29 protein-coding genes are annotated in these 26859 nt (G+C 42.6%); 28 read left to right on the top strand and 1 reads right to left on the bottom strand.

Features of this window, described 5'->3' with window-relative positions:
* Positions 1-180: 180 nt before the first annotated feature.
* From MKL62_RS14565 to MKL62_RS14640, 16 genes are all read left to right on the top strand, one after another.
* Positions 181-1851 carry a phage portal protein gene (locus tag MKL62_RS14565; RefSeq protein WP_000206081.1) on the top strand — a complete coding sequence of 557 codons (1671 nt, stop codon included), beginning with the start codon at positions 181-183 and terminating at the stop codon, positions 1849-1851.
* A 43-nt stretch (positions 1852-1894) separates the two neighbouring features.
* Entirely contained in the window at positions 1895-2773 is an 879-nt protein-coding gene (locus tag MKL62_RS14570) for a DUF6651 domain-containing protein (protein ID WP_001131896.1), read from the top strand.
* Positions 2774-2908: 135 nt separating this feature from the next.
* Complete coding sequence (locus MKL62_RS14575) at positions 2909-3811, top strand: major capsid protein (RefSeq protein WP_001130341.1); 903 nt, start codon at positions 2909-2911, stop codon at positions 3809-3811.
* A 138-nt stretch (positions 3812-3949) separates the two neighbouring features.
* Entirely contained in the window at positions 3950-4444 is a 495-nt protein-coding gene (locus MKL62_RS14580) for a hypothetical protein (RefSeq protein ID WP_000769019.1), read from the top strand.
* A gap of 6 nt (positions 4445-4450) precedes the next feature.
* Positions 4451-5221, top strand: a complete 771-nt coding sequence (locus MKL62_RS14585; RefSeq protein ID WP_001110365.1) for a hypothetical protein — start codon at positions 4451-4453, stop codon at positions 5219-5221.
* 58 nt (positions 5222-5279) lie between these two features.
* Positions 5280-5918, top strand: coding sequence for a hypothetical protein (locus MKL62_RS14590; protein WP_000371159.1), 639 nt, complete (start codon positions 5280-5282; stop codon positions 5916-5918).
* Entirely contained in the window at positions 5905-6255 is a 351-nt protein-coding gene (locus tag MKL62_RS14595; RefSeq protein ID WP_000494965.1) for a hypothetical protein, read from the top strand. Before MKL62_RS14590 ends, MKL62_RS14595 begins: the two co-directional genes overlap by 14 nt.
* Positions 6252-6638 carry a minor capsid protein gene (locus tag MKL62_RS14600; RefSeq protein WP_001068664.1) on the top strand — a complete coding sequence of 129 codons (387 nt, stop codon included), beginning with the start codon at positions 6252-6254 and terminating at the stop codon, positions 6636-6638. Before MKL62_RS14595 ends, MKL62_RS14600 begins: the two co-directional genes overlap by 4 nt.
* Positions 6638-7135: an HK97 gp10 family phage protein gene (locus MKL62_RS14605; RefSeq protein ID WP_000101578.1), complete on the top strand. Its 498-nt coding sequence runs from the start codon at positions 6638-6640 to the stop codon at positions 7133-7135. Before MKL62_RS14600 ends, MKL62_RS14605 begins: the two co-directional genes overlap by 1 nt.
* A gap of 84 nt (positions 7136-7219) precedes the next feature.
* A complete protein-coding gene (locus MKL62_RS14610) occupies positions 7220-7765 on the top strand; it encodes a hypothetical protein (RefSeq protein ID WP_032007467.1) in 546 nt (181 codons plus the stop codon).
* Between the two features lie 94 nt (positions 7766-7859).
* A complete protein-coding gene (locus MKL62_RS14615; protein ID WP_000771531.1) occupies positions 7860-8213 on the top strand; it encodes a hypothetical protein in 354 nt (117 codons plus the stop codon).
* Between the two features lie 5 nt (positions 8214-8218).
* Positions 8219-8566, top strand: coding sequence for a hypothetical protein (locus MKL62_RS14620; protein ID WP_001982243.1), 348 nt, complete (start codon positions 8219-8221; stop codon positions 8564-8566).
* Positions 8567-8568: 2 nt separating this feature from the next.
* Positions 8569-14157 (top strand): tail length tape measure protein, encoded by a 5589-nt coding sequence (locus MKL62_RS14625; protein ID WP_045124727.1) that lies wholly within the window; start codon positions 8569-8571, stop codon positions 14155-14157.
* Between the two features lie 73 nt (positions 14158-14230).
* A complete protein-coding gene (locus MKL62_RS14630; RefSeq protein ID WP_000394499.1) occupies positions 14231-14557 on the top strand; it encodes a phage tail protein in 327 nt (108 codons plus the stop codon).
* Positions 14557-15252 (top strand): phage minor tail protein L, encoded by a 696-nt coding sequence (locus tag MKL62_RS14635; RefSeq protein ID WP_005130223.1) that lies wholly within the window; start codon positions 14557-14559, stop codon positions 15250-15252. The genes MKL62_RS14630 and MKL62_RS14635 overlap by 1 nt, the downstream gene beginning before the upstream one ends.
* Positions 15249-15683 (top strand): C40 family peptidase, encoded by a 435-nt coding sequence (locus MKL62_RS14640; protein WP_005130224.1) that lies wholly within the window; start codon positions 15249-15251, stop codon positions 15681-15683. Before MKL62_RS14635 ends, MKL62_RS14640 begins: the two co-directional genes overlap by 4 nt.
* A 44-nt stretch (positions 15684-15727) precedes the next feature.
* Here MKL62_RS14640 and MKL62_RS14645 read toward each other — a convergent pair whose 3' ends face one another.
* A complete protein-coding gene (locus MKL62_RS14645; RefSeq protein ID WP_005130226.1) occupies positions 15728-15931 on the bottom strand; it encodes a hypothetical protein in 204 nt (67 codons plus the stop codon).
* A 123-nt stretch (positions 15932-16054) separates the two neighbouring features.
* Between MKL62_RS14645 and MKL62_RS14650 the strand changes: the two genes are divergently transcribed.
* From MKL62_RS14650 to MKL62_RS14705, 12 genes are all read left to right on the top strand, one after another.
* Entirely contained in the window at positions 16055-16447 is a 393-nt protein-coding gene (locus MKL62_RS14650) for a hypothetical protein (protein WP_000138815.1), read from the top strand.
* Positions 16447-17085, top strand: coding sequence for a lysozyme (locus MKL62_RS14655; protein WP_004832954.1), 639 nt, complete (start codon positions 16447-16449; stop codon positions 17083-17085). Before MKL62_RS14650 ends, MKL62_RS14655 begins: the two co-directional genes overlap by 1 nt.
* A 1010-nt stretch (positions 17086-18095) precedes the next feature.
* Positions 18096-19217, top strand: a complete 1122-nt coding sequence (gene repM, locus MKL62_RS14660; protein ID WP_000818856.1) for a replication initiation protein RepM — start codon at positions 18096-18098, stop codon at positions 19215-19217.
* Positions 19218-19333: 116 nt separating this feature from the next.
* On the top strand, positions 19334-20065 hold the full coding sequence (locus MKL62_RS14665) for a hypothetical protein (RefSeq protein ID WP_000084438.1): 732 nt from the start codon (positions 19334-19336) through the stop codon (positions 20063-20065).
* Positions 20066-20152: 87 nt separating this feature from the next.
* On the top strand, positions 20153-20584 hold the full coding sequence (locus MKL62_RS14670; protein ID WP_000005905.1) for a hypothetical protein: 432 nt from the start codon (positions 20153-20155) through the stop codon (positions 20582-20584).
* Between the two features lie 36 nt (positions 20585-20620).
* Positions 20621-22024, top strand: a complete 1404-nt coding sequence (locus MKL62_RS14675; RefSeq protein ID WP_000102026.1) for a DnaB-like helicase C-terminal domain-containing protein — start codon at positions 20621-20623, stop codon at positions 22022-22024.
* A gap of 87 nt (positions 22025-22111) precedes the next feature.
* Entirely contained in the window at positions 22112-23206 is a 1095-nt protein-coding gene (locus tag MKL62_RS14680) for a hypothetical protein (RefSeq protein ID WP_004832942.1), read from the top strand.
* A 63-nt stretch (positions 23207-23269) separates the two neighbouring features.
* Entirely contained in the window at positions 23270-23824 is a 555-nt protein-coding gene (locus tag MKL62_RS14685; RefSeq protein WP_004832940.1) for a hypothetical protein, read from the top strand.
* A complete protein-coding gene (locus MKL62_RS14690; RefSeq protein WP_004832937.1) occupies positions 23824-24315 on the top strand; it encodes a hypothetical protein in 492 nt (163 codons plus the stop codon). The genes MKL62_RS14685 and MKL62_RS14690 overlap by 1 nt, the downstream gene beginning before the upstream one ends.
* The gene (locus MKL62_RS14695) at positions 24309-24917 is read left to right on the top strand and encodes an Asp23/Gls24 family envelope stress response protein (protein ID WP_002124005.1); all 609 of its coding nucleotides are present in this window, start codon (positions 24309-24311) and stop codon (positions 24915-24917) included. Before MKL62_RS14690 ends, MKL62_RS14695 begins: the two co-directional genes overlap by 7 nt.
* Positions 24914-25423: a hypothetical protein gene (locus tag MKL62_RS14700; RefSeq protein ID WP_004832935.1), complete on the top strand. Its 510-nt coding sequence runs from the start codon at positions 24914-24916 to the stop codon at positions 25421-25423. Before MKL62_RS14695 ends, MKL62_RS14700 begins: the two co-directional genes overlap by 4 nt.
* Positions 25424-25435: 12 nt before the next feature.
* Entirely contained in the window at positions 25436-26851 is a 1416-nt protein-coding gene (locus tag MKL62_RS14705; protein WP_004832933.1) for an ATP-dependent DNA ligase, read from the top strand.
* The last annotated feature ends 8 nt before the right edge of the window (positions 26852-26859 follow it).

The raw sequence follows: 26859 nt of genomic DNA on the forward strand, positions 1-26859 counted from the left end.
TGGGATGGCTAATGACCGATTTATCTCAAAAAGGGCAGGTTCGAATGTACCGACGGGGTGGCCAATACCCTTGGATATGCAATCGAGCACCAATTCCCACTTCGTAAGATTGAAATTAAAGGCGTTTCAATTTAACCTATATTATTAGTAAGCGCTTACTAATATTTTGAAGGCGATAAGATGACAACCGAACTATCCTCATACGACCGACATGCAATAAGTTCGACCGCTTCCTCAGAAGAAGCGAATGACCCTCTTGTACGTTTAGTATCACGTCGTCATCCACTATATGAAGCCATGTCCAAACACTGGATGTTTATGGATGACACCTATAGCGGTGGCAGAGAATGGTTTAATCATCATATCTTCAAATACATCAAAGAGGGTGATGCCGAATTCAAGGATCGTATCTCACGCGCTTATCGTTTCAACCATACCCGCGAAGTTGTAGATTTAATTAATAAATATTTATTCAAGCAGGAAATCACCCGCAATAAGGTAGATGCTCCTGCCGACGTGGTGAAGTTTTGGAAAAACTGCACCAAGAGCGGCTTAACGATTAATGATTTCGTTCGCCAGATCAGTAAGAAAACCTCAATTTACGGTCGTATTGGGGTAGTTATTGATATGGATGCGGTACCAGAAGATCAAAGACCCTTAAACAAACGGGAAGAAAAGGAAGCTGGGCTATCTGCTTACGCCTACATCATCACTCCGCTTCAAATGCTGGATTATTCGTTTGATGATCACGGCAAATTAAACTGGATGCTGATTCATGAAGTGGTTCGCGACGATGAGGACCCACTAAATTCAACAGGCAAGGCGATTCACCGCTTCCGCTTATGGACGAAAACGGAATGGAAACTGTTCGAAAAGCAGAATGATGATCAGAACGGCAAGATTACGATTAAAGAGATTGATCGAGGTAGCAATACCATTGGTGAAGTCCCAATCATTCTGGCTGACAACATCATTTCAGACGAAGAATATTCTGCACCATCCCTGATCGATGACATCGCCTATCTGGACAGGGCGGTTGCCAATTATCTATCAAACCTTGACGCCATCATTCAGGACCAAACCTTCAGCCAGTTAGCCATGCCAGTACAAGGCATGCTGCCGGGCGATGAAAGCGAGAAAAAGCTCATTGAAATGGGCACCAAACGTCTCTTTACCTATGATGGGTCTGATGGCGCAAAACCTTACTACCTATCGCCTGATGTAAAGCAGGCTGACCTGATCATTCAAGTGGTCACCAAAATCATTAACGAAATCTATCACACCGTTGGATTGGCCGGCGAAAGAACCAAACAGGATAACGCCGTAGGTATCGACAATAGTTCTGGTGTAGCTAAAGCCTATGACTTTGAACGGGTAAACGCATTGTTAGCAGCGAAGGCAGATAGCCTTGAAGCGATTGAAAACAAAATCGTTGATCTGGTTTGCAAACGTCATGGGGTCAAATTGAAGGAAGACAGCACTCCTTTGGTTTCATATCCAGATAACTTCGATACACGCGGCTTATACGACGAATTTGATATTGCTGCACGCCTGATGCTGATTGATGCACCAGAAACCATTCGCAGACATCAAATGGAGTCCATTGTTGAAAAGCTCTTTCCTCAATTAAGCAAGGCGTTGAAAGACGAAATGCTACGCGACCTAAAGAACTGGCCGACAGACCCTTTGGAAGAGTTGACCAACAGAACTACCGATACGACGGGAGAGGGGAATCTAAAGCGTAACATTACACGCTCCTCTTCCGGCACACCAACCAAACCATCGTCCAATAGCTCAACAAAGGCGAACAAAAAAACTCGCCAAGGGCAAGTGACAGAATCAACAAGCTAAGAGAACAGCGAGATTTTAGCTAAGAGAACAGCGGAGACACATTATGCCTTTATGGATGCAATTACTTATTAACGGCGGCGTTTTACGAAACCCAGCAGACGGCGAGGGAAATGACCTCGGCGGTGGCGGTGAGGGCGGCGGTAACAATGACGATGTTACTGACGATGACGATCAGGGCAAAGAGGCTGATTCGGAAAAAGATAAAGATGATGCCGATGAGCAAAAAGACAAACAGCCTAATGGTGGTAAAAACAAGCTTACCGACAAAGAAGCTGAATTAATCAAGGAAGTAATGAAACGCAAGGATCGTGAAAAGAAGCTTCTTCAAGAATTTGACGAATTCAAACGCCAGTTTGCAGACATCGATCCAGAATTGGCACGTAAGGCAATTGCCGCTCAAAAAGAAAAGGAAACTCGTGAGCTGGAAGAAAAAGGGGAATACGAACGCGTTAAGCAAAGTATGGCTCAACAGCATCAGGCAGAAGTTAATCGTCTGCAACAACAAATTAAAGACTTGCAACAACAGTTGGGAAGCAAGGATAGCCAGATCAATGAATTAACTATCGGCTCTAACTTCTCACGTTCCGCATACATTGCAGAGGAATTGACCTTAACCCCAAATAAGGCGCGTGCTTTATATGGCGCACACTTTGAAATCGAAAATGGAGAAGTGATTGGCTATGACAAACCTCGCGGCGCTGCAAATCGTACTGCATTGGTTGATAGTTATGGCAATCCGTTATCTTTCGACAAAGCGATGCAAAAAATCATCGAAGCAGATCCAGAGCGAGACACCTTGATCCGCTCTAAAGTTAATCCTGGAGCTGGCTCAAAAACCAAGCAAGAAAATAAAGGTTTGCAGAAAGAGCAACCTAAGACTTCCTTGGAAAAAATCATGGCTGGCTTAAGGGGTGAAAGTTAATATTTTCACTAAAAATTATTAGTAATCGCTTATTGATAATCAAATAGGCGTTTGCTAATATTTGACCAGTAACCATCGGCGCTAGAGAGAGTTAGTTCGTCCGAAGAAAGCTAATCAGTAAATGGAGCATTATTAATGCCTTTATTGCGCGAAGAAGCGGAAAAACTCTCGAACAACCAACTTGTTCAAGGCGTTGTTGAAGAAATCATTGACCGCGATGACCTTTTTGCCATTTTGCCTTTTACACAAGTAAATGGTAAGGCATATGTTTACAACCGTGAAAAAACCCTTGGTGGTGCCAACTGGCTTGATCCTAATGAAGTGATCGAAGAAGAAGGCTCAACATTCGACGAAGTGACAGCGCATTTACGCATCTTAGCTGGTGACGTTGATGTTGATAAATTCTTAGACTCTACAATGGGTGATACGAACGCTCAAAAGGCGATTCAAATCAAGCAAAAGGCCAAAGGTGTTGCTCGCGAATTCCACCGTACTTTGGCTCGTGGTGATTCGAAAACTAACGCGAAAGAGTTTGACGGCTTTGACAAGCTTGTAACCTCTACTCAAATCGTTGACGCTGGTGCTGACGGCAATCCATTAACTCTTACCATGTTGGACGAATTGTGTGACGCTGTGCCGAATGGCGCAGACGTGATCGTAATGCGTCGTGGTACGATCCGTGCCTACCGTGCATTGCTTCGTGCAACCTATGGTACTGATGCCGTAATGCAACAGTTATCTAACTTTGGTCGCCCAATGCTTACTCACAACGGTATTCCTATCATCATGAATGATTGGATTGCCGGCGATGAAGTGAAAGGCACGAACTCAAAAACCACTTCGATTTATGCTGTACGCTTAAATGAAGTTGACGGTTTACACGGCCTTTATGGTGGTGGAAATGCAGGTATCGTTGTTGAAGACATCGGTACAGTGCAAAACAAAGATGCTACTCGTACACGTATCAAGTGGTACTGTGGTTTAGCTCTTAAATCCACTCGCTCAATTGCGGCAATTCGTGGCGTGACTAATATTTAACTATAAATATTAGTTAGCACTTATTGATAAAAAAGAGACTAGAAATAGTCTCTTTTTTATTGAAAGCATTATTTATATTGATTGTTTAAATATTAGTTATAACTTATTATTTAACTAAAATGGCAGGTTGGATTAAGCATGAAATTAAAATTAACCGGAGCTGGATTCGAAAATTATACAGGTCAAATGGGCGTGGTATTTTTTGAAAATGGCTTATCGAAATATGACGTGATGCCTAATGATGCAATTCGCATTGCAAGTACCATTGGCGCAGTATGGGAAAACGGCGATCCCGCGAATTTAGGTGCAATTCATACACAGAACCTTATGACTCCCGCACCTGATATTCGCCAACAGTCGGGACTTGAATTGCTGCACTCGATTACTGGTCATGCTCACTTAAATGCAGATCAGGTTCAGCAGCATTCCGATCAGGTTGCCAGTTTAACGACTGGGGTAGAAAAGCAGGAAAGTACAGCCAAGAAAGCGGAACCTAAATACACTCAGGAAGCTTTGGAAAAGATTGCTGATGAAAGTGGCATTGCGGGATTACGCGAGATTGCAGCCGAATTTAATGTCAAAGGCAATTCAATTGCCACATTAATCAAAGCCATCATGAATGCACAGGAATAATACCTGATGAATTACTACCTTGCCGGAACGTCAGTATCTCTTCCTATCAACTTTGTCGATGACGACGGAAATCCCCTTGAAGTGACCCAAGGAAGCTACCGTATTGTCGATCAAAACGGTGTAGAGATTAAGCCAAAGGCCGAATTCGATGTCACCCAAACCAAGGTAACTGTAGAGGCTGAATATAACCAGATTCCCGCTCTCAACCCTATGGAAATCAAGGTTGAGGACATGGACTCAATTGAGATCGATCATTTGCGTATTCTCCAATTTGATCTAATCAATCGGGATGGGAATACCTATGCGTTTGACGTCAGCTACCTCATTTCACCAAGAGAACGGTTGATTGTAGGTTTAAACAGTTTTCAGACATTAAATCAGGCAAAGCTGACAGCATTGACGATGCCGGAAACGGAAGTTTTCCTCACAGAAGGCGAAGTTCGTAAGGTAGCGGCTTTGATTGAGGCGAGACAGCGGATTTGCACGCTCAATATTCCAAGTGTCAATTTACGAGCCACGACACCATCCGCCTACCAGAAGCTATCAGAGCAATTTAAGGCTGCCTTGAGAAAGGCGCAAGTTGCGGAAGCGAATGCAATTCTTGGCGGTGGTGATCCCATCGAATTAGCTCTTGCACAGGGCCTTAAATCCAAAACCATTGGCGAAACCCATGAGAGCTATATCGGTGGGCGACAACTCAGGTTAGCGGTTAGCAAGGCAACTCTAAGATATTTGAGTGGCTTTGTATCGACAAGCAAGGTTATTGCGAGGGTTTAAAATGGACGAACAAAAGCGCTATTTGTTGGATTATTTCTCAATGAGATTCACGAGTCTCATGGATAATTATGTTATGGCAATAAATGGCGCTTTTTTCACTACAAGGCGCGCAGGCTATACGCCTTCGCAGTATCAGATTGAAAACGCCAAGAATTTTGTGGCTAACGCACATTATTTATTCCTTGAAGCTGCTGGCAACACTCTTGAGCAGATTGCATCAAATTTGGACGCTCAAGAGGTGGCTTACAACATGTTCGAACTTGAACATGTCAAAAATCAACTTGTATCTATTTCCATTGATATGTTGCGCCAAGCGAACCGCGCAATTTCTACAGGAATCCAAAACAAGGCGATTGAACTGCTTGGAAAGAATAATGCTCACGGCGCAATGGGCTTGTTAGTACAAAAGAAAATGGCTGAACTGGAAATTACCGCAACAGATAGTGCAGGGCGTAAATGGAGAGAGCCATCTAGTCTTGTAAAAACCATCGTTCGGGATTTCATTTATCAATCACTTGTAGATCACCAGATTAAGGCATTGCATGAATCTGGCATTGACCTGATTGCTGTACCTGACATTGATAAGCCTGTGTCCATTCAAGGGCAGGCAGGTTATGTGGCTTTAAAAGACGTAAGACATCACTTCCATCCGAATGGATATGACTTACCTGTAGGCTACACAGATGTTCACACCTAATCAGTTCTGCTTCGTTCGGGCAAGGAATGGCTATGATCACTTCGGTTTAGCCAAATTTGGGCTAAGACGAAAGGAACGTTGCGCCATCGTCAAGATGATTCAGCAAAGCAACAAGACCTCAGTTCGTGCGGACTCGTCTGCTTCGCGCGGCAACGCAAGGGAAGTGGTTGCAGATCTGGTCATTTTGCTTGAACCCAAAACCACGGCAACCATTGACTCAATCATTGAGTTTGGTGGGGACATGTATGTGGTGAAATCAGTCCATAAACGGTTTGATATTCGCGGCAAGCATGATCACACCGAAGCGGCATGTACCTACTGGAGTGATAACGAATGAATCCACTAATTCCTATCGCTCAAATGCTCAATGATGCAGGGGTCGCCACTTTAGGGCAAAACCTGTTTATCAACATGATGCCAATTTCCGTAACAAACGGAATCCTGCTAAGGAATCCAATCAACGGAACCAAAATTGATCATGAGTTAAAGGGTCATTACAACACCGAATTCAAGGTCATTGTAAGGACCACCAATTATGAGACGGGTTATAAATTGATGAAGAAGGTATTCAAGCTTCTTACACTGGATAACCATTTTGTTGAAGGTATGCACATTAAACAATGTTATCCGGACAATGAGCCAATCGAATATCCGATCTCAGAAGGGAACACTCTCGAACTGGCATCAGACTTCAAGATTGCCTTTAGCGAGATTACCTAATGGCCCGAAAGAACCTTCAGACCACAGGACTCAATGAGCTTCGCAAGAAACTCACCAAGTTAAGTGAAATGCCAAATGTTCTGGATTCCGAGCTAGGCAGTATTGCCAAACAGATGCGCGATACTGCCAAGGCTATGGCACCCATTGAATATGGTGGATTACGCGAATCGATCAAATATCGTCGGGTCGGTTATGAACGTAACAAGCTAGGACAGTTCTTTAAGGGAGGCTTGGGTCAGCATACCGTTTACGTTAATTTGAATCAGCCGAGTCGCGGAGCAACGGTTGCAAAGTATTTCTTCTTTGTACACGAGCACATGAGCGTCGGTCGTACTGGAGGAGAGTTCCAGCCTTCCGAATATTCCGTGATGAATAGCGCACTACTTGGCGAAGTTGCGGGCGGTCGATTCATGGAACGGGCCAGAGTCAAATACGAAGTGCAAATTACCAAACTTTTGCAGCACAGAGCGGACGAGTTTATTAAAACTTTGTTCTAGTGAAAGTGTTTAAATTCCAAACATTATGGTATTCTTGGCAATGCAATTATTAGTAAGCGCTTATTAATAGTATTGGAGTAATGTATGGCTAACAACGATACCTCAAACGTTAAGCTTGGTGTATGTAAAGTCTTCTTTGGCGGTGTTGATCTTGGCTTCACCAAAGGTGGCGTTGAAGTGACGGTAGAAACTGAAACCCACGAAGTTCAAGTAGACCAATACGGTAATACCCCAATTTCTGAATATGTAATGGGTCGTACCATTACCGTAGCCGTTCCTTTGGCTGAAACCACGTTAGATAACCTTGTTGCCACTATGCCGGGTGCAAAACTGGTAACAGATTCAACAGCCGGAACTTCAAAAGCCATTGTACCTACAGGCGTTGGCGTGAACTTGCTTGATTTCGCTGACGAGTTGGTATTGGTTCCTAAAAGCGTAAACGGCTCATTGAACTACAACGATGCAGTACGCGTTCCTAAAGCGGCAACTCCGGGTGCCATGACCTTTGCTTATAAGCTTGATGAAGAACGAATCTTCAACTGTAACTTCAAAGGCTACCCAGTCATTGAAGGCAATGATGAAGTGCTTTATCAGGTCGGCACAGTTACACCACCAGCAGCTAAAGCTTAATTTTCTCACAATATATTAGTAAGCACTTACTAATATATTTATGCAGCCTCATACCCGTGAGGCTGCTTTATAAGATTTTTCAGGAAGTTCGCTTATGAAATTACTCAACCTAGATCCATTAGTTAAATCAGTAGAAAAACGTGTAGTCGTCGTAAATGGAAAAAATCACGAAATCCGCACATTGAATGTGGAGCAGTTTCTCCAAATCGTCGATGAGTCCAAGTCGATTGTGGAACGCGCAGAAAAGGGCGAATTCACATTGGCAGATGAAGTTCGCTTAACGAGAAAAGTCGTCGGCTTGGCTATTCCAACCATGACGGAAGAAGAAATCAACAAGCTTGACGTAAGCCAGATTCAAGCCATTGCTGAATTTGCAAAAGGCAACGACGTCGAAGGGGTAGAGGAAGTCTCATCCGAAGAGACTCAGGAAGACCCAGAGGGAAAGTAGAAGTATTGGCAATCGATTTTGGCTTCATCTTTTGCCAAATCATGCACTTCTATTCAATGAGCTATGAATGCGTATTGAAACTACCAATACGCATTTTCTGGCTTCTTAGCAAAAACATTCAACGCATTCAGGCCAGAAACGACTTACGCCATCTAAACGTTTCTACAGCAGCCACGTTTGGTGCGGCAGCGTTCATGAGCGGTAACAGTAAATCTACCTTGACCAAAGACGTTACCGACCAATTACTCGCGGAACGGGGGGATGTCGTAAAAGTTAAATCAAATCCATTAGAAGCCAAATTGGACAGAGACGGTCTTGAAATGCTGCGAAGACTTAGCGCACCGAGGCAGTAAATATGGCTGGCGAAATTAACAATACGCTCAAACTTGATGTCAATCAATTTGACCAAGCTATTCAAAAGGCATCAGATCGCCTAGATAAGCTAGACAGCAATCTGGGGAAAACCAACGCTTCCGTCGAAAGCTTGGAGAAGATTCTTAGTGGTTTGGGTGGAGATATTCGCCAGCTCTCTTCCTCATTCAAAACGCTTGATGACAATCTGGCAGCTTCCTTGAAAATGTTAAGTGGGGTTCAGAAAAATACTGACTCACTTTCACGCTCATTGGATAGCGTAGACAAATCGGCATCAAAAACTGCCAAAACCACAGCGCAAGCAGCCAAAAGTATTGAAAATTTGGCTGACTTTACGCAAGCCTACGAGAAAAAGCTCAAAAATTTAAACCCACTTTTGAATAGAGTTTCAAAGGGTCAGCAGATTCTTGAGGCACACGCAAAAGCGACTGGTGACGAACTAGAGAAGCAATCTAAACGAACACTTGCAAATAATGCTAGAGCTTTACAGGCTGAGATTAAGAATAACGAGAAGCTGCTCGCTGAACGCCGTGAAATGGCTTATAAGGCCGCACAGATTCAGAAACGTGCGGAAGTTAATTTAGCAGTACAGCAAAAACTTTATAACGGCACATTCTTCGGCAAGAACAAGAATTCCACTTCTGAAAAAGCAGTGGAAATGCGCGCAAATATTGAATTGTGGCGTAAAGAGGCAGATGCGGCCAAGCTTGTTAAGGAGCAAATCAAGTCTGTCATTCGTGATATTGAATATCAAAATGGCGAGCTGCAAAAAGGTGTAAACCTGCTCAATCAGCAGATTGAACGCACCCGCGCACTTAAAAACCAGCAATCGGTAGAACAAGCAAAATCCCGTCAGGAACAAAAGAGCCTAGACACAGCACGTAAACGCCAAGAGCTTGAAAAGAGAACAGAAGCTTGGTGGAAAGAAGCGCTTTATAACCGCGAACGCAGAGAGGAAGAGGCTGAGCGCAGACGCATTGAAAAACGCCGTCAATTAGAACAGGAATATTCAAACTGGTTTAATCGCGAACTCGACAAACGGGAACGCCGAGAAGCCGATGCACGCCTGAAACAGCGCCCTTTAATTCGAAACATCGATGAAGAACGCCAAGCTCAGACAAGAACTGCGGATGCCCGTCGCAAGCTGGAGCTGGACTATACAGGTTGGTGGACAAGAACGCTTAACAACCGAGATCAAGCTGCTCAACGTGCCGCTGAACAGGCAGAACGTGACGCACATCGGGTCAGAATGCAACAGCTTAATGAAGAGCGTAAGGCTCAAGAGCTATTGCATCGTGAGCAAATGTCTGTTGCCAAAGACCTTGCTGCAATGTACGCAAGTATCAAGATCAATCAAGGTCTAGGCGGCGCTGTACACAAAAATATGGAATTAGAGCAATCTAAATTCCGTCTATCATTGTGGAATCTTCCAAAAGAAGAACAAGAACGATTCCTTCAAAAATCCAGAGATTTAACCAAGACTGAGAAATATCTCACCAATACAGAAGCCATTGATGCCCGTCTTGACGCTATGGCTGCAATGGGTGGCAACCACGAAAAGACCATTGATGCCACATTAGCAACTGCTACCCGTGTGGCTCACATCTTACGTGCAACGGGTAATGAAACAGGTTCAAACAGCGACCTAGTGAAAAACTTGTACGGATTCGCCGAATCCCGCCAAGTCATGAACAATGTCGATGAAATTAACAAATCATTCGAGACGCTGTTAAAAATCTCCAATATTTCAAACGGCAAAATCAAAATTGCCGACGTTGAAACCATTGCGCGTAACATGGGCGGTATGCGAGCTGACGTCTCAGCCGATGGCTGGTTAAAAATCGCAGCGCTTGGTGAGCAGTTCAAGACCGCTGGTGGTGGTAACGGTGGTGGCGGGGGTATCGCAACCGTAGGTACGATGCTCAAGATGATGGGTTTATACGGTTCGGGTAAGACAATTACCAATCGTGCCGTAACCGATCTGATGGGCGCCGATATCCTCAACGAATTCAAGGACGGCGATGCTGAGAAGGCGTTCAGAGAAAACGCTAAAAATATCAAAGAATTTACCAAAATGATGAAGAACGCGGGCTTCAAGGACTTGAAGTCGATGGGCGAAGATCCGGTTAAGTTCTTCTCATCTTTACGCGGTCAGATTCTTGATTACATGATGCGTGAAGATAACTTCACCCGCTTCTTTGGTGAAGGGACCAAGCGTTGGACCTACAACCAGAAAGGTCAGATGATCAACAGCGAAGGCAAAGTTGTTGATCCGAATGAACAAAACAAAATTGAGCGCACGGGCTTTACTCGTTGGGCTTCTGGCATGGGCTGGTCAAATAAAACCGTAGACGGTTTGACCACCATGTTAGATAAACGCTTCATTGACCGCGCAAATGAAGTGGCAGAAAGCGCTAAACGTTCAGCAGAAAGTCAGCAGGCCCTAAAAGAAGCTCAAGACACATTAAAGGGTAGCACAGACAACCTAATGGCTTCATTGGGACGTTTGGCTGAATCATTTGCTCCGCTTCTACCTTTTTTAACGGGCTTCGTTAATGGTCTAACCAAAGCGGTAGACGGCATTGCAAACTTGATGAATTTGCATCCCGCAATTGCCATTGTGACAGGTCTTGGAGCTGGTTTTGGCGCCCTAACCTTAGCGACAAGTTTATTTTTTGGGAAATTAAGCCTAGTTAGTCGCCTAGTTACAACACTCCTTCCTGCATTGGGTGGCTTGGGTAAGACTGCTCAAACCTCTTCCGGTCAATTGGCTACCGCAACAAGCACTGCAAATAACTTAGGGCAGGCGGTATCAAAAATGGGCGATGGCACAAAAAATGTTGTGCCTAAAGTTTCCAATATGAGTACACGCGTCCTTGGCATTTTGGGCGGCATGTTACGCTGGGCAGGCTGGGTCGGGTTAGGACTTCTTGTAGGTCAAATGTTCATTTCTTGGCTTGATAGCGTCAACAAGAATGAAACCCCGTTAAGATCATCCTTCCAACGGTTAGTGCAAGGCTTACGGGATGACCTGATCGCAGGGTTAAAAGGTCTACATACCATCTGGAACAATGCTTTAATCCAGTTAGGCATTGATACAGAAAACGCACGCCGTAATCTCCGTGATTTGGCAAACTACAAAGGCGAAGTTTTAAAAATCCCAGTTAAAGGTGTAACGGCTGAAGAGGGCGGTGGCTTTACCTCAACACCTGCAACCCGTGAACTTGGCAAGAAAATCACCAAATTGCTTGAGAAGCGGGAGCTTGTACAAAAGGGGAAAGGCTTCTTAACGAATGCGCTTGACGGTGGCAAACAGCAATTAAAAGAAATTGACGATATGCTTGCCGGGTACAGACGCGGCATGAAATTAGGCGGGCTGGTTTATATCGAGAAAGGCCCATACGCTGGACAAGTCGTTCTTAAAAAGGACATTGAAAAGAACGCCAAGCTTCTCAAAAATAAGCAGAAGCAAGCTGCTGCCGCTAAAACTTCGTCTGCAACCTCTACAGGAAGTGTATTACCTACACCGTCAAATCTTGCCGATTATTCTGCACCGGCAATTGGTTCTGGTGGAGGCTCAACGCCTAAAGAGAAAACTGGACGAGGTTACGATCGCCAATGGAACAACCTATATCGTGCTGATGTTGAGAAAGCCTTGTTGGGCGCTCAAGACCGCGAGACTGATATTAGTGAAATTCTCGGTCAGCCTGTTGACTACCTCAAGAGAGCGAAGAACGACTTTATCGAGCGTTGGATGAGCGGAAAATGGGATGACAATAATGACCCACGCTCACGTCCATTCACGAAGGGTACATACAATCCTGATACAGGTTGGACTAAGGATCAAATTGACTGGGACGGCATGTACAAAGGTCAACATGTCAATGAGTTCCTTAACGCCCAAATGAAGAAGTTGATGGCCGATGACTACAAGGCATCAATTCAGTTTGCCGCTGAAAGATCGGCTTCAACAGATGAGGACTTTAAGAACGTCCTTGATCAATTTGTCGAGAATGACACCAAGAAATCTGATGCCTTAATGGCTTTAGAACGTCAGTTCGCCCGTTATGAAGTGCGTAATCCAATGGCACTTCAAGCAGGCGGTTATAACGACTTCAAGGACTTTGCGCTTAACCATCAGGTGGCCAAGGACACTTTATCCAAAGCTTATGAGTCTAAAAACATCAATAAACAACTCTCCATTGACCTAATGGATAGTGAAGTTGATCGACGTCAATCTTCTGCCGACTATGCGTATGATGAAGTTGCCAAGGAGATCAATGAGCAGCGTAAGGCGCTAGAAAAGCGGATTCAGATTACCAAAACCATGATGGAAAACGATGAGGCTGCCAAGAAGGAATATGCAGAACTCATCAAAGCCAAAGAGCTGGCTGAAGAGGAATTCACCAAGCGCTTAATGCTTGAAAATGAAAAGCGTGTTCGCGCCTCTGAATCCGCAACACAGCAGATGCTACGCCAATACCGTGATCTGAAAGTCGGTATTGAAAGCATTAACCAGAAGTGGACAGAAAGTGCTATCGACTCAGTTGCCGACCTCATTACAGGACGGATGAGTTTCAAGGACTTCGACTGGCGTCAAATTGGATCTGATATTTTTGCCGATTATGCAAAAGTCTTTGTAAAAGATTCAGCAAGTAAGCTAATTACCAACGTAATGGGTAACCAATCCATTTTTGATCTTGGTAAATCCTTATTGAGCGGTAAAGCTGCTGGCGGAATGGGCTGGGCATCAGACTTGCTAAATAGATGGCGCGGTTTAGGTCCTTATGCTCCGGCTGTTGACCCAAATACAGGCGAATCTACAAGTGCTGCGGTCAATACTGAAATTACTGACACTATACCGCTATTTGACAAACTACGCGCTACCTTAAATCCACTGACTCAAGGATTAAGTTCATTATGGGAAAATGTCAGCAGCGCATCACAGGGTCTTTGGACTTTTGCGTCAGATGCTATCAGCAAGGCAATTAATGCTTTGTTCCAATGGGCAACAAGCCTGTTAGCATCAAGCACAGCTTCCAGCGGCTCATCGGGCGGTAACTGGTTAGGTACATTGTTCCAAGTCGGAATGGCCGCTTATGGAGCTTACAGCGGTGCAGGAGCAGGTATTGGAGACATTAGTAGCGGTGCTTCATATCAAGTCGGCGGTGGCTTCAACAGCGCTGTAGGTTGGAGTGGTACATCACAGTTCGCCAAGGGTGGAATTTTTACCAACTCTATCGTGAATGAACCTACACCGTTTATGTTTGCCAAGGGTGGAAGTTTTGCAAACGGTCTGATGGGAGAAGCAGGGCCAGAAGCAATCATGCCGCTTACTCGCGATTCATCGGGCAGACTCGGTGTTTCCATGTTGGGAGCGGGTGACGCTTCAAACGTCATGCAAAATCACGTTCAAATCCAAATCACCGTAAACAACGATGGAAGCTCTTCTACAAGCGCATCTGGCGGTGATGCTCAAGAATATAAACAAATGGCGAAGCAGGTCGAAGCCATTGTCATGAGCACCTTGGACAAACAAAGCAGACCGGGAGGAAGATTATATAAGAAATAATATAATTACCCCCTTTAATATTAGTAAGCGCTTACTTATAATTAGGTAGGCGCTTAATTTCATTCTGAGTCTTATGGAATTTATTTGGAAGCCCGATTTGGGCGCTGAAAAGTCGAAAAAACCTTCCGTCTCTACGGTCAAGTTTAATGATGGCTACGAAGCTCGTATTCCAAATTCTATTAACCCAAGTTTGCGGGTATGGAACTGCACCTTTACCAACAACCTGCAAACGGCAAATGAAATTGACGAGTTTCTTAACAAAGCCAATGGCACAACCGCGTTTGATTGGATTGACCCACAAGGCAAAAAAGGCAAGTTCGTCTGCCGCGAATGGAAGATGAATCAAATCAAATTTGGTGTTTTTCAGATTACCGCAGTGCTTGAAGAGGTTTATGAATAATGGGCGAGAAAATCGCTGTAGCTGAAATTCAATCGTTGTCACCAACAGCAGAAGTCGAACTGTTTGTTATTGATACAACTAAATTTGGCGGCGATGTTATTCGTTTTTGTTCTGGCGTAAATGCGTTTCACCAACCGATCTACTGGCAGGGAGAACGCTATGACCCTTTGCCTATTGAAGCAAGTGACTTTGATGTAAGCAGTCAGGGCACTTTGCCTACGCCTAAGCTAATTCTGGCAAACGTAAGTGGCTTATTTTCGTCACTTGCGGCGGAGCTGGACAACCTTATTGGATGCAAGGTTATCCGTAAACGTACATTTGGCCGCTTCCTTGACGAAGTGAACTTTCCTAATGGAAATCCCGAAGCCGACCCAACGCAACATTTGCCAGATCAAATTTGGTTTATTGATCGAAAGGTTAATGAAAGCCGCGTTTCAATTGAATGGGAATTGGCATCAGCCTTTGATTTCCAAGGCGTTCAACTACCTTTCAGTCAGGTGACCAAGAATGCATGTCGCTGGCAGTACCGTTCGCCAGACTGCGGTTGGACAGGCGGTTATTTCACAAAGGATGACAAGCCGACAGATGACCCGAATCTTGATGCCTGCGGGAAACGGGTTAGCTCTTGTACTTGCCGATTTGGTGAAAATGCCGTTCTTCCATACGGCGCATTCCCAGGGGTGCAGCGCGTATGATCGACACACGCCTACTTAATGAAATTAAACAACATGCGATGGATTGTTATCCAAATGAAGCTTGTGGCTTTATTGTTGTCAATAAATATAAGTTAGCGCTTACTATTAAATGTCGTAACGATTCGCCGTTCCCGAAAACTCAGTTTCTTATTAATCCCGATGAGTATCTTCGCGCAGAACAGGAAGGTGAAATTGTTGGTGTATGGCATACGCATACCAATGGCAGAACTAAACCGTCCGAATCTGACTTGGCTGGCTGCGAATCTACTGGATTGCCTTGGTACATACTCGCGGTTGATAAAAATGGCGAGGAATTCCACTTTAAAGACCTCTATATTTGGAATAAAGTAGCAAAGGATAGAGGCTCTAGCACAGCCGCAGTCGGAAATGCCACTTGTATTGCTATGGCAATTGACGTCACTAATATGTAATAAAAAGGCTTCCAGTTGGAAGCCTTTTTAATGAAGTCGAATGGTTACGCAGTACCGCCATTTTCTTCAGTGGTAGTGGTTTCATCTACATAAACCAGTCCGACCGAAGCTAGACCAGGAGTCTTCCGATCGTAAATCAAGGTCAAGTTTTCAACCGGCTTTCCATTTTGACCTTCGAGCAAGTTGACTTGCCCTAAAAGAACGTTCAAAAGGTTAGCTTCATCTTTCGTGATCTGCTTTAATGCCATAGTAAACATCCTAAAAATTGAACAACGATAATTTTTACACACTCATAAATTATTAGTAAGTGCTTATTTATAAAATATAGTAAAAATGTTATATTTTCTCAACTAATCTAAGGCGAGAAAATCATGACCGAACCAGTATCAACTACTATCGGTGGATTCGCTGCTTGGAAGGCATTTGGCATGACTATCGTAGTCGCAATCTGTGTGATGGCAGTTGCGGCTGTAGTGCTCATGATGCGGATGCCGAGATCTCCGAGAGAGTGGGGAGTTGGCTTGATTACCACAGTAATTTCAAGCTTGGCTGGCGGCTCTTTCATCATCATCAAATTTAACCTTCATGCTTGGGCAACAGACGTATGGGGAATGATCGCGCTTGGCGGTTTCTTCTTCACATGTGGTTTGCCGGGGTGGGCTATTGTCCGTTGGATTTTCAACTATATCGAAAAGAAGGAGGATTCCGACATTTTCGAAGTTGCAACTGATATTAAAAACGACCTGAAGGAGTTTAAAGATTAATGAGTAGCATGGTATCCGCACTTGCATCAGTGCAAATGGCTCAGATTGCGCAAACTTATTCTTGGCTTCGGGCGATGTCAGGAGGCAGATTAACTCAGGAACAAGTAACTGCTGGTGACGAGATTATCGAGAAGGCGGGATTAGAAACTTTCGCCAAACTCATTGGTTACAAACTTGAATCTGGCGTTACAGGGCAATGGGATATTTCCGAAAAAGGATATGAACTTATACGTGGATTTGAAGGTTTCAGGAATACGGCATATCTGGATACTGGTAGCGTCCCGACTATTGGCTTCGGCACAATCAAATATCCAAACGGCCAACCTGTAAAAATGGGTGATACTTGTACTCGTGTTCAAGCAGAAGAATGGCTTAAAAACGATTGTAAGTGGGTTGATGCTTGTCTTGATAAGTATGTGAAGGTCAAGGTAACTCAAAATCAATTTGATGCGCTTGCTTCGTTTGTTTACAACGTAGGTGAAACTGCATTTGTCAAAAGTACAATGTTGGCTGTCCTTAACCAAGGGAACTATATTGCTGCTGCAAATCAGTTTGATCGTTGGATTTTTGACAATGGCAAACGTATTAATGGATTAGTTAACCGCCGTGCTGCTGAAAAGAAATTATTCTTATCATGAAGCATTTCGGTACATTAATGCTGTGCATCCTGTTTTCAGGATGTACAGCTTCAACAATTCAAAACAATATCCATGTCACTGTCTGTTTACAGTGTGCACCTATGATGAGCCGATAGAACAATGATTTCATTTCTTTGGCATCTGGTAGGGGGAATAATGTTTTTAACAACATGCATTATCCTTATGTACTCTTATCTTCAAAACAAATCTTAATTTGAATTTAAAACTAAACCCAATTTTACTTCTTCCTGTGAACTCTTTTTTTTAAAAACGCTCTATGCTTTGAATTACAAGAGTTCTAATAATAACAGTACAAAAATTCCGTTGTGGATAACTTAAAACCTATTTGAATTTAAAATCTTTTCTTTTTTTCTTTTAGAAGCTCTGAAACGATTGCTATCAAATACTTTCAAAGCCTATTAAGGTACAAAAACTCCGTTTGAGCGGTACAAATACTCCGTTTTAACGGTACAAAAAGTTTTAATTACGGTACAAATATTCCTTTTTAACGGTACAAAAATTCTGTCCTGTATTTTCAATAGTTTAAAAGGTACAAAAACTCCGTTAAATCGCCTTTAACGGTACATTTTCTCCGTTAGAAGTCCTATAAAGGTACAAAAACTCCGAATAAGTACCTTTTAAAGCCATTTTTCCATTAACTTAAAGAATACATAAAAGGATTTCGGTACATTTTCTCCGTTTACACCCCTATAAAGGTACATTTTCTCCGCTAAACTAATAGCCAAAATCATCATAACGGTACAAAAACTCCGATAGGGGAGTGATAACGGTACATTTTTTCCGTTCAAAACAGGCGATAACGGTACAAAAATTCCGAAGGAATGCCTATAAAGGTACAAAAACTCCGGTAATGTCATTACATTGTCATGTTTTGGTCAAAATCCTTAAATATAAATCCGCTCAATTCTGACTGATTAACTAGATTTACAAACATTATCTAATCATGTACCTTTTACGAAAACCAATAAAACCTTTCTGAAACGGAATATATGGCAGAACTTATTAGGAATTCAGATGTTTATAAAGCGAATGCATTGATTAATGCAAGCTACGCTTTGGACACTGCTGAGCAAAGAATAATTCTACTCGCCATTTTAGTTTCCAGAAACAAGAATGCAGATCTGACTGCCGAAACGATTATCGAGATTCCGGCTTCCTTATATGCCCAAAAATTTAATACAACAGTGAGCGCGGCATATAAAACACTGAAGGAAGCCGAAGATACCTTATTTGAAAGACGTTTTTCTTACACCACAATGCGAAATGGCAAGATTGAGGTGGTTCGGTCACGTTGGGTATCACGAGTTTCATACGTTAAGGATGATGCATTATTAACGATCACCCTAGCTCCTGATGTGATTCCTCTAGTAACCAAGCTAGAAGGAACCTTTACCAAATATGCCATCGACAATTTACGCGATGTGACCAGTAAATATGGCATCCGTCTGTATGAGTTGGTCGCTAGTTGGAAAAATTCGGATATACGAAAAACTCCTGTTTATGACTTTGAGGACTTCCGTGCCAAGATGGGCCTTCTTCCTCATGAGTATAGAGACAAGAAAAATCCCGAAAGTACGGATATGACCAACTTCAATAAACGTGTATTGAAGCCGGCAATTGATCAGATTAATAGTTTTACTGACCTGTTTATTACTGAAAAGAAAATCAAGACAGGACGTAATATCACGGGCATTTATTTTGAAGTAAGTTTAAAAACCGATAACTTCATTGAAGGCGAAGCGAAAGAAATCCATGACAGCAAGCCTTCTTCCGATTCAGCTAAAAAGACAGGCGCTCCTTTAGAAAACATTAGGCTTCCAAAAGTATCGACCCAAGAGTTTTTGGGTAGTGATCTCAGCGAAGAGGACCTTAACAAAGAGAACCCATTAAAAGAATTTATCGTTGAATCTGGCGTTTATAAGTCTGCTATTGAAAAGCCAGTAGAAGAAAAGGATGAATTTGAATTAAATGGCATAAAACGACTGTATGAGGCACTATTAAAGCTGGATGAGGGCGTAACCAAGGAATACGTCCGCGAATATGCCCAGATTAAAGGCGTAACTCTACAACACGCATTAATTGAACTTTATAACTCTAAAAGACCGGCTTAAACATTCCGGTACTTGGGTCTTTTCCGAAAACTTGGGTTTTTGAAGTGCTAACGAATAATTAAATAATACTTTCTATAATATTTAAGTTTTTATATTAATTATTCGGAAACGATCGGATGTCCCAAGTTGAAAAACAAATACCCAAGTATTTAGATTGGGCGGGTCACTTTTATGGCAATGACCTTGATTTAGAACATTACGAAATTCTCACCATTCAGTACATTCCCAAGAAAGAGCGGAAGCTAGAAACGCAGTTAATGACAACCAAGTGGTTTGACTATAGGCTGATGCATCCCATGCAAGCCACTTATTACTTCTTTCGGCTTTTCAAAAATGAATATCGAAACTTTTATAGAAAAGCTATTGATCATAAGGCGGCCGAATTCGTTAAACCCATTAAGGAGCGAGATTTCTTACTCAGTCGTGAGGCCTTGTCATTTTGGCGACTCAGACAGGCGGTTGATGCTTTGGGAATGCGTTATGACTTCTATTTAAAAACCGCATTTGATAAATGCTTTAAGGTGATTGCGAATGGTAGACCTTTGCCACCTAGACCTGCTCAACTAAAAAAAGAAGAACTGTTAATTGAAGTCTTCCATGAGTGGGAGTCTTATTGTGAAGCTTCGCTCCAGATCGCTAAAAGTCCATATTTTACCGCTACACTTTTTCATAACAGTCCAATGCAAGTTGATTATGAAGATTTTATTGTTAAGCAGGTGCGGATGCGTCAAGTGCAGCATTACGCATTAGGGACATGCATTTATCGCTATGATGCGCTTCGAATTGAAAAAGCTTTAGAGTCTTTTGATATTTCAATCATCAACCAAGCTATTAAATCCAGTATTTAATGCTTTTTTCTCTTAAAATATTAATAAGCGCTTACTATAATTTGATAATATCGTTTTTATAGTAATTACTAATGTTTCGAGGTTTTAATGAGCGAATGGCAGAAAGAACTTGCGATACAAAACAAGTTCGGCAATAGCGCTCCAATTTCAAAGGAGTCTATTTACTTAAATACGGAAGAAAAGCAAAAACTTCAATTTCAGCCGCGTAAAACGTATGGGCGTAGGCTGCCAGCGAACGAATGCGAAATTGAAGAAATGGGCTACATGAAGTTTGTTCGTAAGCTGCAAGAGCAAGAACAGGAAATTGTAGTCATTAAAACAGACGGCGAAGTTGTACGTGGATACATCCGTGCTGCGGATGCAGAAACGATCTCGCTTCGTTGTTATTTGAATGGTGATAAAAACGGTCGTTATCGTGCGCGTGTTCTTTTTAAACACCAAATTTCCGAGTTCTCACCAACTAAGGGGATTGAAGACCTAGTTGATGAGCTAGAGAGAAAGTCGAAATCTAAATCTTAAACGTAAGCCATCTATTTTCTATAAGGATTATCTTATATGTCTACTGCTGTGGCCGAAATTCATGAAGAAGAGGTCGTTGATAAAGAACTCGAAGGCTTCACCGAAGAAAAGTTTGATTACGACGATGAGTTTCAATCAAAAATTGCGGCTTTAACTTTACGTGATGATGAGTTTCTTAGAAGAGCCGCCCATATTCTGAAGCCAGAATTTTTCGAAAATCAGGGTGAAGCATGTCTGGTCGATATTGCGCTCCAACACTTCAATAAATATGGATGTTCTCCTGATCCCGCTTCTGTTGTCCAAATTATCAAGGATAAAGCTGCTTCTAAAGTTTATAAGCGAGAAACATTAGCGGCAATTGTGGAAGCAAGGAAGAAATTAATTGGCATCTATGTCACTGACAAGGCTTTCGTTGAAGAAAAGGTTGTTGAGTTCGCGCGAAAACAGGCGGTATCCAATGCGATTGTTAATTCTGTTCCTGATCTTGAGGCAGGTAATTACGCCAAGATTGAAGCGCGTATCAAGGAAGCTATTGCGGTCGGATTGAATGAAGAGGGTGTTGGTTATGACTTCTTCGCTCAGGCGTTGAATCGTAAGCTGGCACGTATCGAGAAGCTGACAGGCAAAGTACCTCCGACAGGCATTACTACTGGCTGTAAAGAACTTGATGATCTGCTCTATCACAGAGGTTGGGGACGCAAGGAGCTGTCTCTATTAATGGGCGGTGCAAAAGCAGGTAAGACGCAAGCGCTTATTCACTTTGGCCGTATCGCAAGCTTTGCTAAATACAACGTTCTATATGTAACGCTAGAAGTTGGTAAAGACATTATTGCAGACCGTTTAGATGCCTCTATTTCAAAAGTGATCATGAAAGAATTGGCGTCGAAGGCTGCAAGTGTTGCAACTGCGGTCGAGACGGTAGCCAAGACGGCGGGCAAATTTATTATTCATGAATTTGGTTCCGGTACATTTTCTCCGTCACAGCTAAGAGCGTTAATTGATAGGTATAAGAATCCTGGGCGGAACCCTGATGGAACGATAAGACCGCCAATCAAGTTCGATATGATCATTGTGGACTATGCAGATTTGATGCGTCCAGATATTCGTACAAATGACCCAAAAGAGAACTCAAGAGCTATCTATGTTGATTTACGCGCGATTGCTTTTGAAGAGAATGTGGCGTTACTGACAGCTACTCAGACCAACCGTGAGGGCTTTAAGTCAACGGTAGCCAAGGCAGAGCACGTAGCTGAGGACTTTAACAAAATCAGGACCGCTGACGTTGCAATCTCCATCAACATTACAGAGGAAGAGAGAGCGAAAGGTCAGGCTCGATTGTACTTTGCAGCTTCTCGTAACCAAGAGATGGGGGTTACTGTGGTGATTAAGCAGAATGTGTCCATGATGAGGTTCTTGGAAGAAGTGATTAGCGTCGAATAAATTTAACCCATTATTATAGTAAGCGCTTATTTATAACTTTGTGCTAGTATAAATAAGCGCTAATTTTATCTAATGCGATTTTGCAATATGAGAGATCAAGAAAGTTTAGCGGAGATATTAGACCGCATTGATATGGAGTATTGGCTTAACCGCGAAGGGTTTGAATACAAAGTAACTCGCGGAAAAAACGGAATCCAGTTGAATGTTAAGGAATGTCCGGTATGTGGTAACTCAAGCTGGAAAGTCTATCTGAATCAGGATACGGGTTTGGGTAACTGCTTTCATGGTGATTGCGAAACCAAATTCTCGAAATGGAAGTTTATTAAGGCTGGTATAGGTGGTAATAGCCTAAGCAATAAAGAGATTGTCGAGCATGTTAAAGCAATTGCTCAGGAGCAGGGCTGGCAGCCAAAGCGCAAAAGTGAACCCACACAAACCAAAATTGGCGATCTAAAGCTTCCAAAAGCCTATGACTTGCCGATCATGGGTCAGAACCTAAAGTACCTGAAAGATCGAAATATAACGCTCGATACGTGTCGTGAATTTGGACTGAAATTCTGTCAAAAGGGTTGGTTTGCATACATAGGTCCAACGGGTGAAAAGCAATACCAAAACTACAGCATGAGAATCATCATTCCTGTCAGGGACCTTGAAGGCAAGCTTGTGTCTTTTCAGGGTCGGGATATTACAGGAAAGGCTGAAAAGAAGTATCTATTTCCTCCTGGTTTCGCGTCTACGGGCACTTACCTATATAACGGCCATAATGCCCTAGGTTACGTTGAAATCGTCATGGGAGAGGGCGCTTTTGACGCTATGGCGATATATCAAGCCTTCAAGGAAGACGAGTTCCTTTGCAATGTTGGAGTTGTCGCGTCATTTGGTAAGCATCTTTCGGTAGGTGGTGATGAATCGCAAATGGCTGAATTACTAAAGCTCAAAGATGAGGGATTGGAGTGCGTGACAATTATGTGGGATGGAGAGCCTGCCGCAATTCTGTCTGCGATCGATGCATGTTTAAAGATAAATAGCTTTGGCATAAAGGCAAGGTTGGCCACGTTGCCTGCTGGATGTGACCCCAATGAAGTCGACCCTGAAATCGTTCGCACAGCGTATCGAAAAGCGATACCAATTACGCCAATTAGCGCAGTAAGTTTACGCATTAAGTATATGGGTAAAGTCTGAATCGTATTTGATTCCAAATCATTGTTTTTAAAATATTGTTGAAGTTTTCAAGGTGCTTTTACTATGAGTTTAAAAATTGTGGTCAGAAGTGCCTACTCATTGCATACGAGTGGGACAAAATATTATTCGATGTTCTTGTTATCTGTACAGGACGGAGCTAAACGCAACACGCAATTATTCAAAATTTATGGCTCAGCGGTAAATCAAACGGCTCAAGTCAAACACCATTCAGAAGGTAAGGGTGAAACACTTGATACCGAATTTAATAAAACACTAAAAGCGAAAGGTAAAGCAGGTGAATATAGCGATTTACGTGAAAGCGAAATCCTGCATGAATTTGATAATTTCCATGATTTTATTACTTACTTGACTCTCGACTCTCCGATTAATGCCATTAGAGCGCCTTTCGCATCAGCGATTACCGAAAAGGGTTTTGAACAATATTTAGAAACCTTGTCCCAAACGTTCGGGATTCCAGTTGATGACATGTACAAATTTACATTCAGATATGAAACAGAGGAAGAACGGCAACGAAAACAAGAAGAGGAAGAGCGTAAAGCGGCTCAGCTCATGGCACAACGACAAGAATTTTATGGTGAAGTTTTGGGGTCATGGTAATGAACAGAGTAATTATTGGGGTTCCACATTGTCGGTTTATGGTGACAAAGACCACAACGAATGAAAAGGTTTTGGAGCTGACAGAATATTTTGCTGTCCACAAGCATACTCAAGATGAAGTATTAGGCTTGGCGATCAAGGCTGTTGATTACCATGATAACAAGGGCGGTTATCACCGAACGGTCGAAATTCTTGAAAAATACGGAGGACTTTCTTACTCAACAGTAGCAGAAAGGGTAAAGAATTTAAGTAAGGCTGCTGTACGTAATCTAGTTGATGAATTGTCTACCAATTCGGATTCGATTAATCCAATTGAATATGCTCAATCAATTTTCGGTCGCGAAGCATCCAATATTTTTGACAAAGGGCGAGAAGCTGAGATCAAGTCAATTTTTCAAAATTATTTTGGACCTATCAGAAGCGAACTGAGCGAATTAATTCTTGATACAGATGAGTATGCTGCCTATAAAGGAGTACAAGGATCATGGTAACTAAAACTCTTCCTGAACTCGATTTGGAATTATCCAGAAGCGGAACAAATGCCTATTACTGCGATTTTTGCCCTCATACTGGCAACCGTCCTAATTATGCCGCATGCCTAAAGCGCATCCATAATGTTCAGGAGGGAAATGAACGCGAGGTGGATGCAGTTTGTGTAGTCGCTATCCATAGACATCACTGTGAAGCTGCCGAAATGCGTGAACGTGAAATTGAGGCAGGTAAGCCTCTCTATTACATTGATCGTTCAGAAATGCGAAAACAAGTTGGGAAGCGGCTGGCTAAACAAGGAATTTCTATTTCTTCTAAATTTGATTATAAGTTAGAACTTACTAATATTAATGGTGAAAAACCAGAAAAAGAAATTCCAGTTAATTCAAAGGGTAATTATTCATTAAGTGATGCAATCAATACTAAACTAAAGAAAAATAGTTTGAATACCAAAGATGTTCATGTAGAATCGCAACAAGAAAATAAAGTAAGCGCTAACTTATATATCGAGAGTGAGAGCTTAACTGTACCAAGTATCGAGAGCGGATTATCGCTTTTAGAAATTGCTAACCGTTTCAAAGCAAACACACAGGAAAAATTATGAGCAACGCAGAAGATTTATTAGAAGCTTTAATCAAGGCATTAAAAGACTCGAATGTAGATGCCGAGGAATTACGCTTCATGACCTTGCTTCCTGATCACATGCGCAAGATTCAGGATTTAACCGAAGAGTTTGTAAAAGCTCACGTTAATGGTCCACAACAGCTTGAAGTTTACATGAGAGCCATTATGGGTGTGGTTGCACAGGTTCAAGCAGCATTAGTCGTGAATACCGGCACAGAATCAATTCAGGAATATGCACAATTATTGGCTCAAAAATCAGAAGATGAATATTTGCTTGATCTAGGTCACATGCTTCGTGATTTTACCAATCATTGGCTAGCGGTCTTTCTGCAAGCTGCAAAAGAGCATTTCGGCGAAGAAGTATTTAAAGCTCATCAAGCCCATGTTAGAGAAGTGATTAAAAACGCTAAAAGCGAAATGCTGAAATCCAAAGAAGGCGATTCCCCATTTAAAGATTCATTTATTCCTTCATTTGCAAAGCAGTAATAAGGTGTAGCAATGAATAGCGATCAGTTACTAGAGGCTTTAAACCAAATTGCATCTGAAAGCTCAAAAAATGAAAAACTAGCTTTACTCATGGATTTTGAAGCAGAAAAGGGGTTGTTCAGAGAAGTTCTGCGTTTGGCATATGACCCGTTTATTGTCTTTGGAATTTTGCCAAAAGCAGAAGATGCAGGAACAGGGGAATTAATGTTTGATGAGGTTGATACCCTTGAGTTCCTATCTAAGCTTAATAACCGTGAACTAACAGGCAATGCAGCGCGCGAAGCGCTGCGTAGCCAACTGGCTCAATTATCAGAGAAGTCAGGCGAGCTTCTAATTCGAATTTTAAGAAAAGATTTACGTGCAGGTTTTAGTGATGCAACGATCAACAAAGTCGTGCCTGATTTGATTCCTGTATTTCCATACCAACGCTGTTCATTGCCTAGTGAAGTAAAGCTGAAGGCATGGCCGTGGAAAGATGGCATTTATTTGCAAGAAAAAGCTGATGGCATGTTTGCCAACGGGACCAATTTAGAAGATAAGTTCTTCTTGTCCTCACGTCAGGGCACGCCGTTACCTATGGAGCATTTTTCCGACCTTACTGCGGAAATGGATATGCTGATCAAAGATGTCCAATATCATGGCGAACTACTTGTCGAGCGTGATGGTGTCGTCCTGCCACGCAAGGTTGGAAATGGCATCTTGAATTCGGTCACTAAGGGTGGCTCATTCGCTGAAAATGAAAAACCGATCTATATGATTTGGGACTTCATTCCACTTAGTTCTGTTAAGTCAAAAGGAAAATTTGAAGCAGCATATAAACGTCGTATTGCACTGATTAAATCGATGCTGGCCAAGTTTAAGCCTAAGTATGTGCGGCTTATTGATACGCATGTTGTTCACTCATTGGGCGAGACTTACGATCACTTTTTTAATGTACTTATGCAGGGCAAAGAGGGACTGGTAATCAAGCATCCAGAAGGTCACTGGAGAGACGGTACAAGTAAACACCAAGTTAAATTAAAACTTGATGCGGATTGTGAGCTGGAGGTTGTGAGCATTAATCCGGGTAAGGTGGGTTCAAAGAACCAAGGGCGAGCAGGAGCTTTGCATTGTAAATCTGCATGTGGTCAAGTCATTGTGGATGTCGCCATTAAGAATGAAAAAATGCGTGGCGAAGTTGATGCAAACCCTAGTGACTGGATTGGTCGAATTATCACTGTACGTTCAAATGCCATTATGCGCCCATCCAACAGTAACCAGAATTACTCGTTGTATTTGCCACGTATGGTTGAGGACTGCTATCGAATCGATAAAACGGAAGCTGATGATTTAAAACGTATTGAAGAGCAATTCAAAAACGCTATCGAAGCTGCCAAGAAGCTGGCAGAAAGTGAAGCGGTGGTGATTGACAATACAGCGACAGCATAAATATGGAG

It is taken from the genome of Acinetobacter sp. AOR01_HL (assembly GCF_027855455.1).
In the GTDB taxonomy this organism is placed as follows: Bacteria; Pseudomonadota; Gammaproteobacteria; order Pseudomonadales; family Moraxellaceae; genus Acinetobacter; species Acinetobacter baumannii.

Coding starts and splice junctions, on each gene's coding strand:
- MKL62_RS14565 (WP_000206081.1), top strand. CDS start 181: ATGACAACCGAACTATCCTCATACGACCGACATGCAATAAGTTCGACC.
- MKL62_RS14570 (WP_001131896.1), top strand. CDS start 1,895: ATGCCTTTATGGATGCAATTACTTATTAACGGCGGCGTTTTACGAAAC.
- MKL62_RS14575 (WP_001130341.1), top strand. CDS start 2,909: ATGCCTTTATTGCGCGAAGAAGCGGAAAAACTCTCGAACAACCAACTT.
- MKL62_RS14580 (WP_000769019.1), top strand. CDS start 3,950: ATGAAATTAAAATTAACCGGAGCTGGATTCGAAAATTATACAGGTCAA.
- MKL62_RS14585 (WP_001110365.1), top strand. CDS start 4,451: ATGAATTACTACCTTGCCGGAACGTCAGTATCTCTTCCTATCAACTTT.
- MKL62_RS14590 (WP_000371159.1), top strand. CDS start 5,280: ATGGATAATTATGTTATGGCAATAAATGGCGCTTTTTTCACTACAAGG.
- MKL62_RS14595 (WP_000494965.1), top strand. CDS start 5,905: ATGTTCACACCTAATCAGTTCTGCTTCGTTCGGGCAAGGAATGGCTAT.
- MKL62_RS14600 (WP_001068664.1), top strand. CDS start 6,252: ATGAATCCACTAATTCCTATCGCTCAAATGCTCAATGATGCAGGGGTC.
- MKL62_RS14605 (WP_000101578.1), top strand. CDS start 6,638: ATGGCCCGAAAGAACCTTCAGACCACAGGACTCAATGAGCTTCGCAAG.
- MKL62_RS14610 (WP_032007467.1), top strand. CDS start 7,220: ATGGCTAACAACGATACCTCAAACGTTAAGCTTGGTGTATGTAAAGTC.
- MKL62_RS14615 (WP_000771531.1), top strand. CDS start 7,860: ATGAAATTACTCAACCTAGATCCATTAGTTAAATCAGTAGAAAAACGT.
- MKL62_RS14625 (WP_045124727.1), top strand. CDS start 8,569: ATGGCTGGCGAAATTAACAATACGCTCAAACTTGATGTCAATCAATTT.
- MKL62_RS14630 (WP_000394499.1), top strand. CDS start 14,231: ATGGAATTTATTTGGAAGCCCGATTTGGGCGCTGAAAAGTCGAAAAAA.
- MKL62_RS14635 (WP_005130223.1), top strand. CDS start 14,557: ATGGGCGAGAAAATCGCTGTAGCTGAAATTCAATCGTTGTCACCAACA.
- MKL62_RS14640 (WP_005130224.1), top strand. CDS start 15,249: ATGATCGACACACGCCTACTTAATGAAATTAAACAACATGCGATGGAT.
- MKL62_RS14645 (WP_005130226.1), bottom strand. CDS start 15,931: ATGGCATTAAAGCAGATCACGAAAGATGAAGCTAACCTTTTGAACGTT.
- MKL62_RS14650 (WP_000138815.1), top strand. CDS start 16,055: ATGACCGAACCAGTATCAACTACTATCGGTGGATTCGCTGCTTGGAAG.
- MKL62_RS14655 (WP_004832954.1), top strand. CDS start 16,447: ATGAGTAGCATGGTATCCGCACTTGCATCAGTGCAAATGGCTCAGATT.
- repM (WP_000818856.1), top strand. CDS start 18,096: ATGGCAGAACTTATTAGGAATTCAGATGTTTATAAAGCGAATGCATTG.
- MKL62_RS14665 (WP_000084438.1), top strand. CDS start 19,334: ATGTCCCAAGTTGAAAAACAAATACCCAAGTATTTAGATTGGGCGGGT.
- MKL62_RS14670 (WP_000005905.1), top strand. CDS start 20,153: ATGAGCGAATGGCAGAAAGAACTTGCGATACAAAACAAGTTCGGCAAT.
- MKL62_RS14675 (WP_000102026.1), top strand. CDS start 20,621: ATGTCTACTGCTGTGGCCGAAATTCATGAAGAAGAGGTCGTTGATAAA.
- MKL62_RS14680 (WP_004832942.1), top strand. CDS start 22,112: ATGAGAGATCAAGAAAGTTTAGCGGAGATATTAGACCGCATTGATATG.
- MKL62_RS14685 (WP_004832940.1), top strand. CDS start 23,270: ATGAGTTTAAAAATTGTGGTCAGAAGTGCCTACTCATTGCATACGAGT.
- MKL62_RS14690 (WP_004832937.1), top strand. CDS start 23,824: ATGAACAGAGTAATTATTGGGGTTCCACATTGTCGGTTTATGGTGACA.
- MKL62_RS14695 (WP_002124005.1), top strand. CDS start 24,309: ATGGTAACTAAAACTCTTCCTGAACTCGATTTGGAATTATCCAGAAGC.
- MKL62_RS14700 (WP_004832935.1), top strand. CDS start 24,914: ATGAGCAACGCAGAAGATTTATTAGAAGCTTTAATCAAGGCATTAAAA.
- MKL62_RS14705 (WP_004832933.1), top strand. CDS start 25,436: ATGAATAGCGATCAGTTACTAGAGGCTTTAAACCAAATTGCATCTGAA.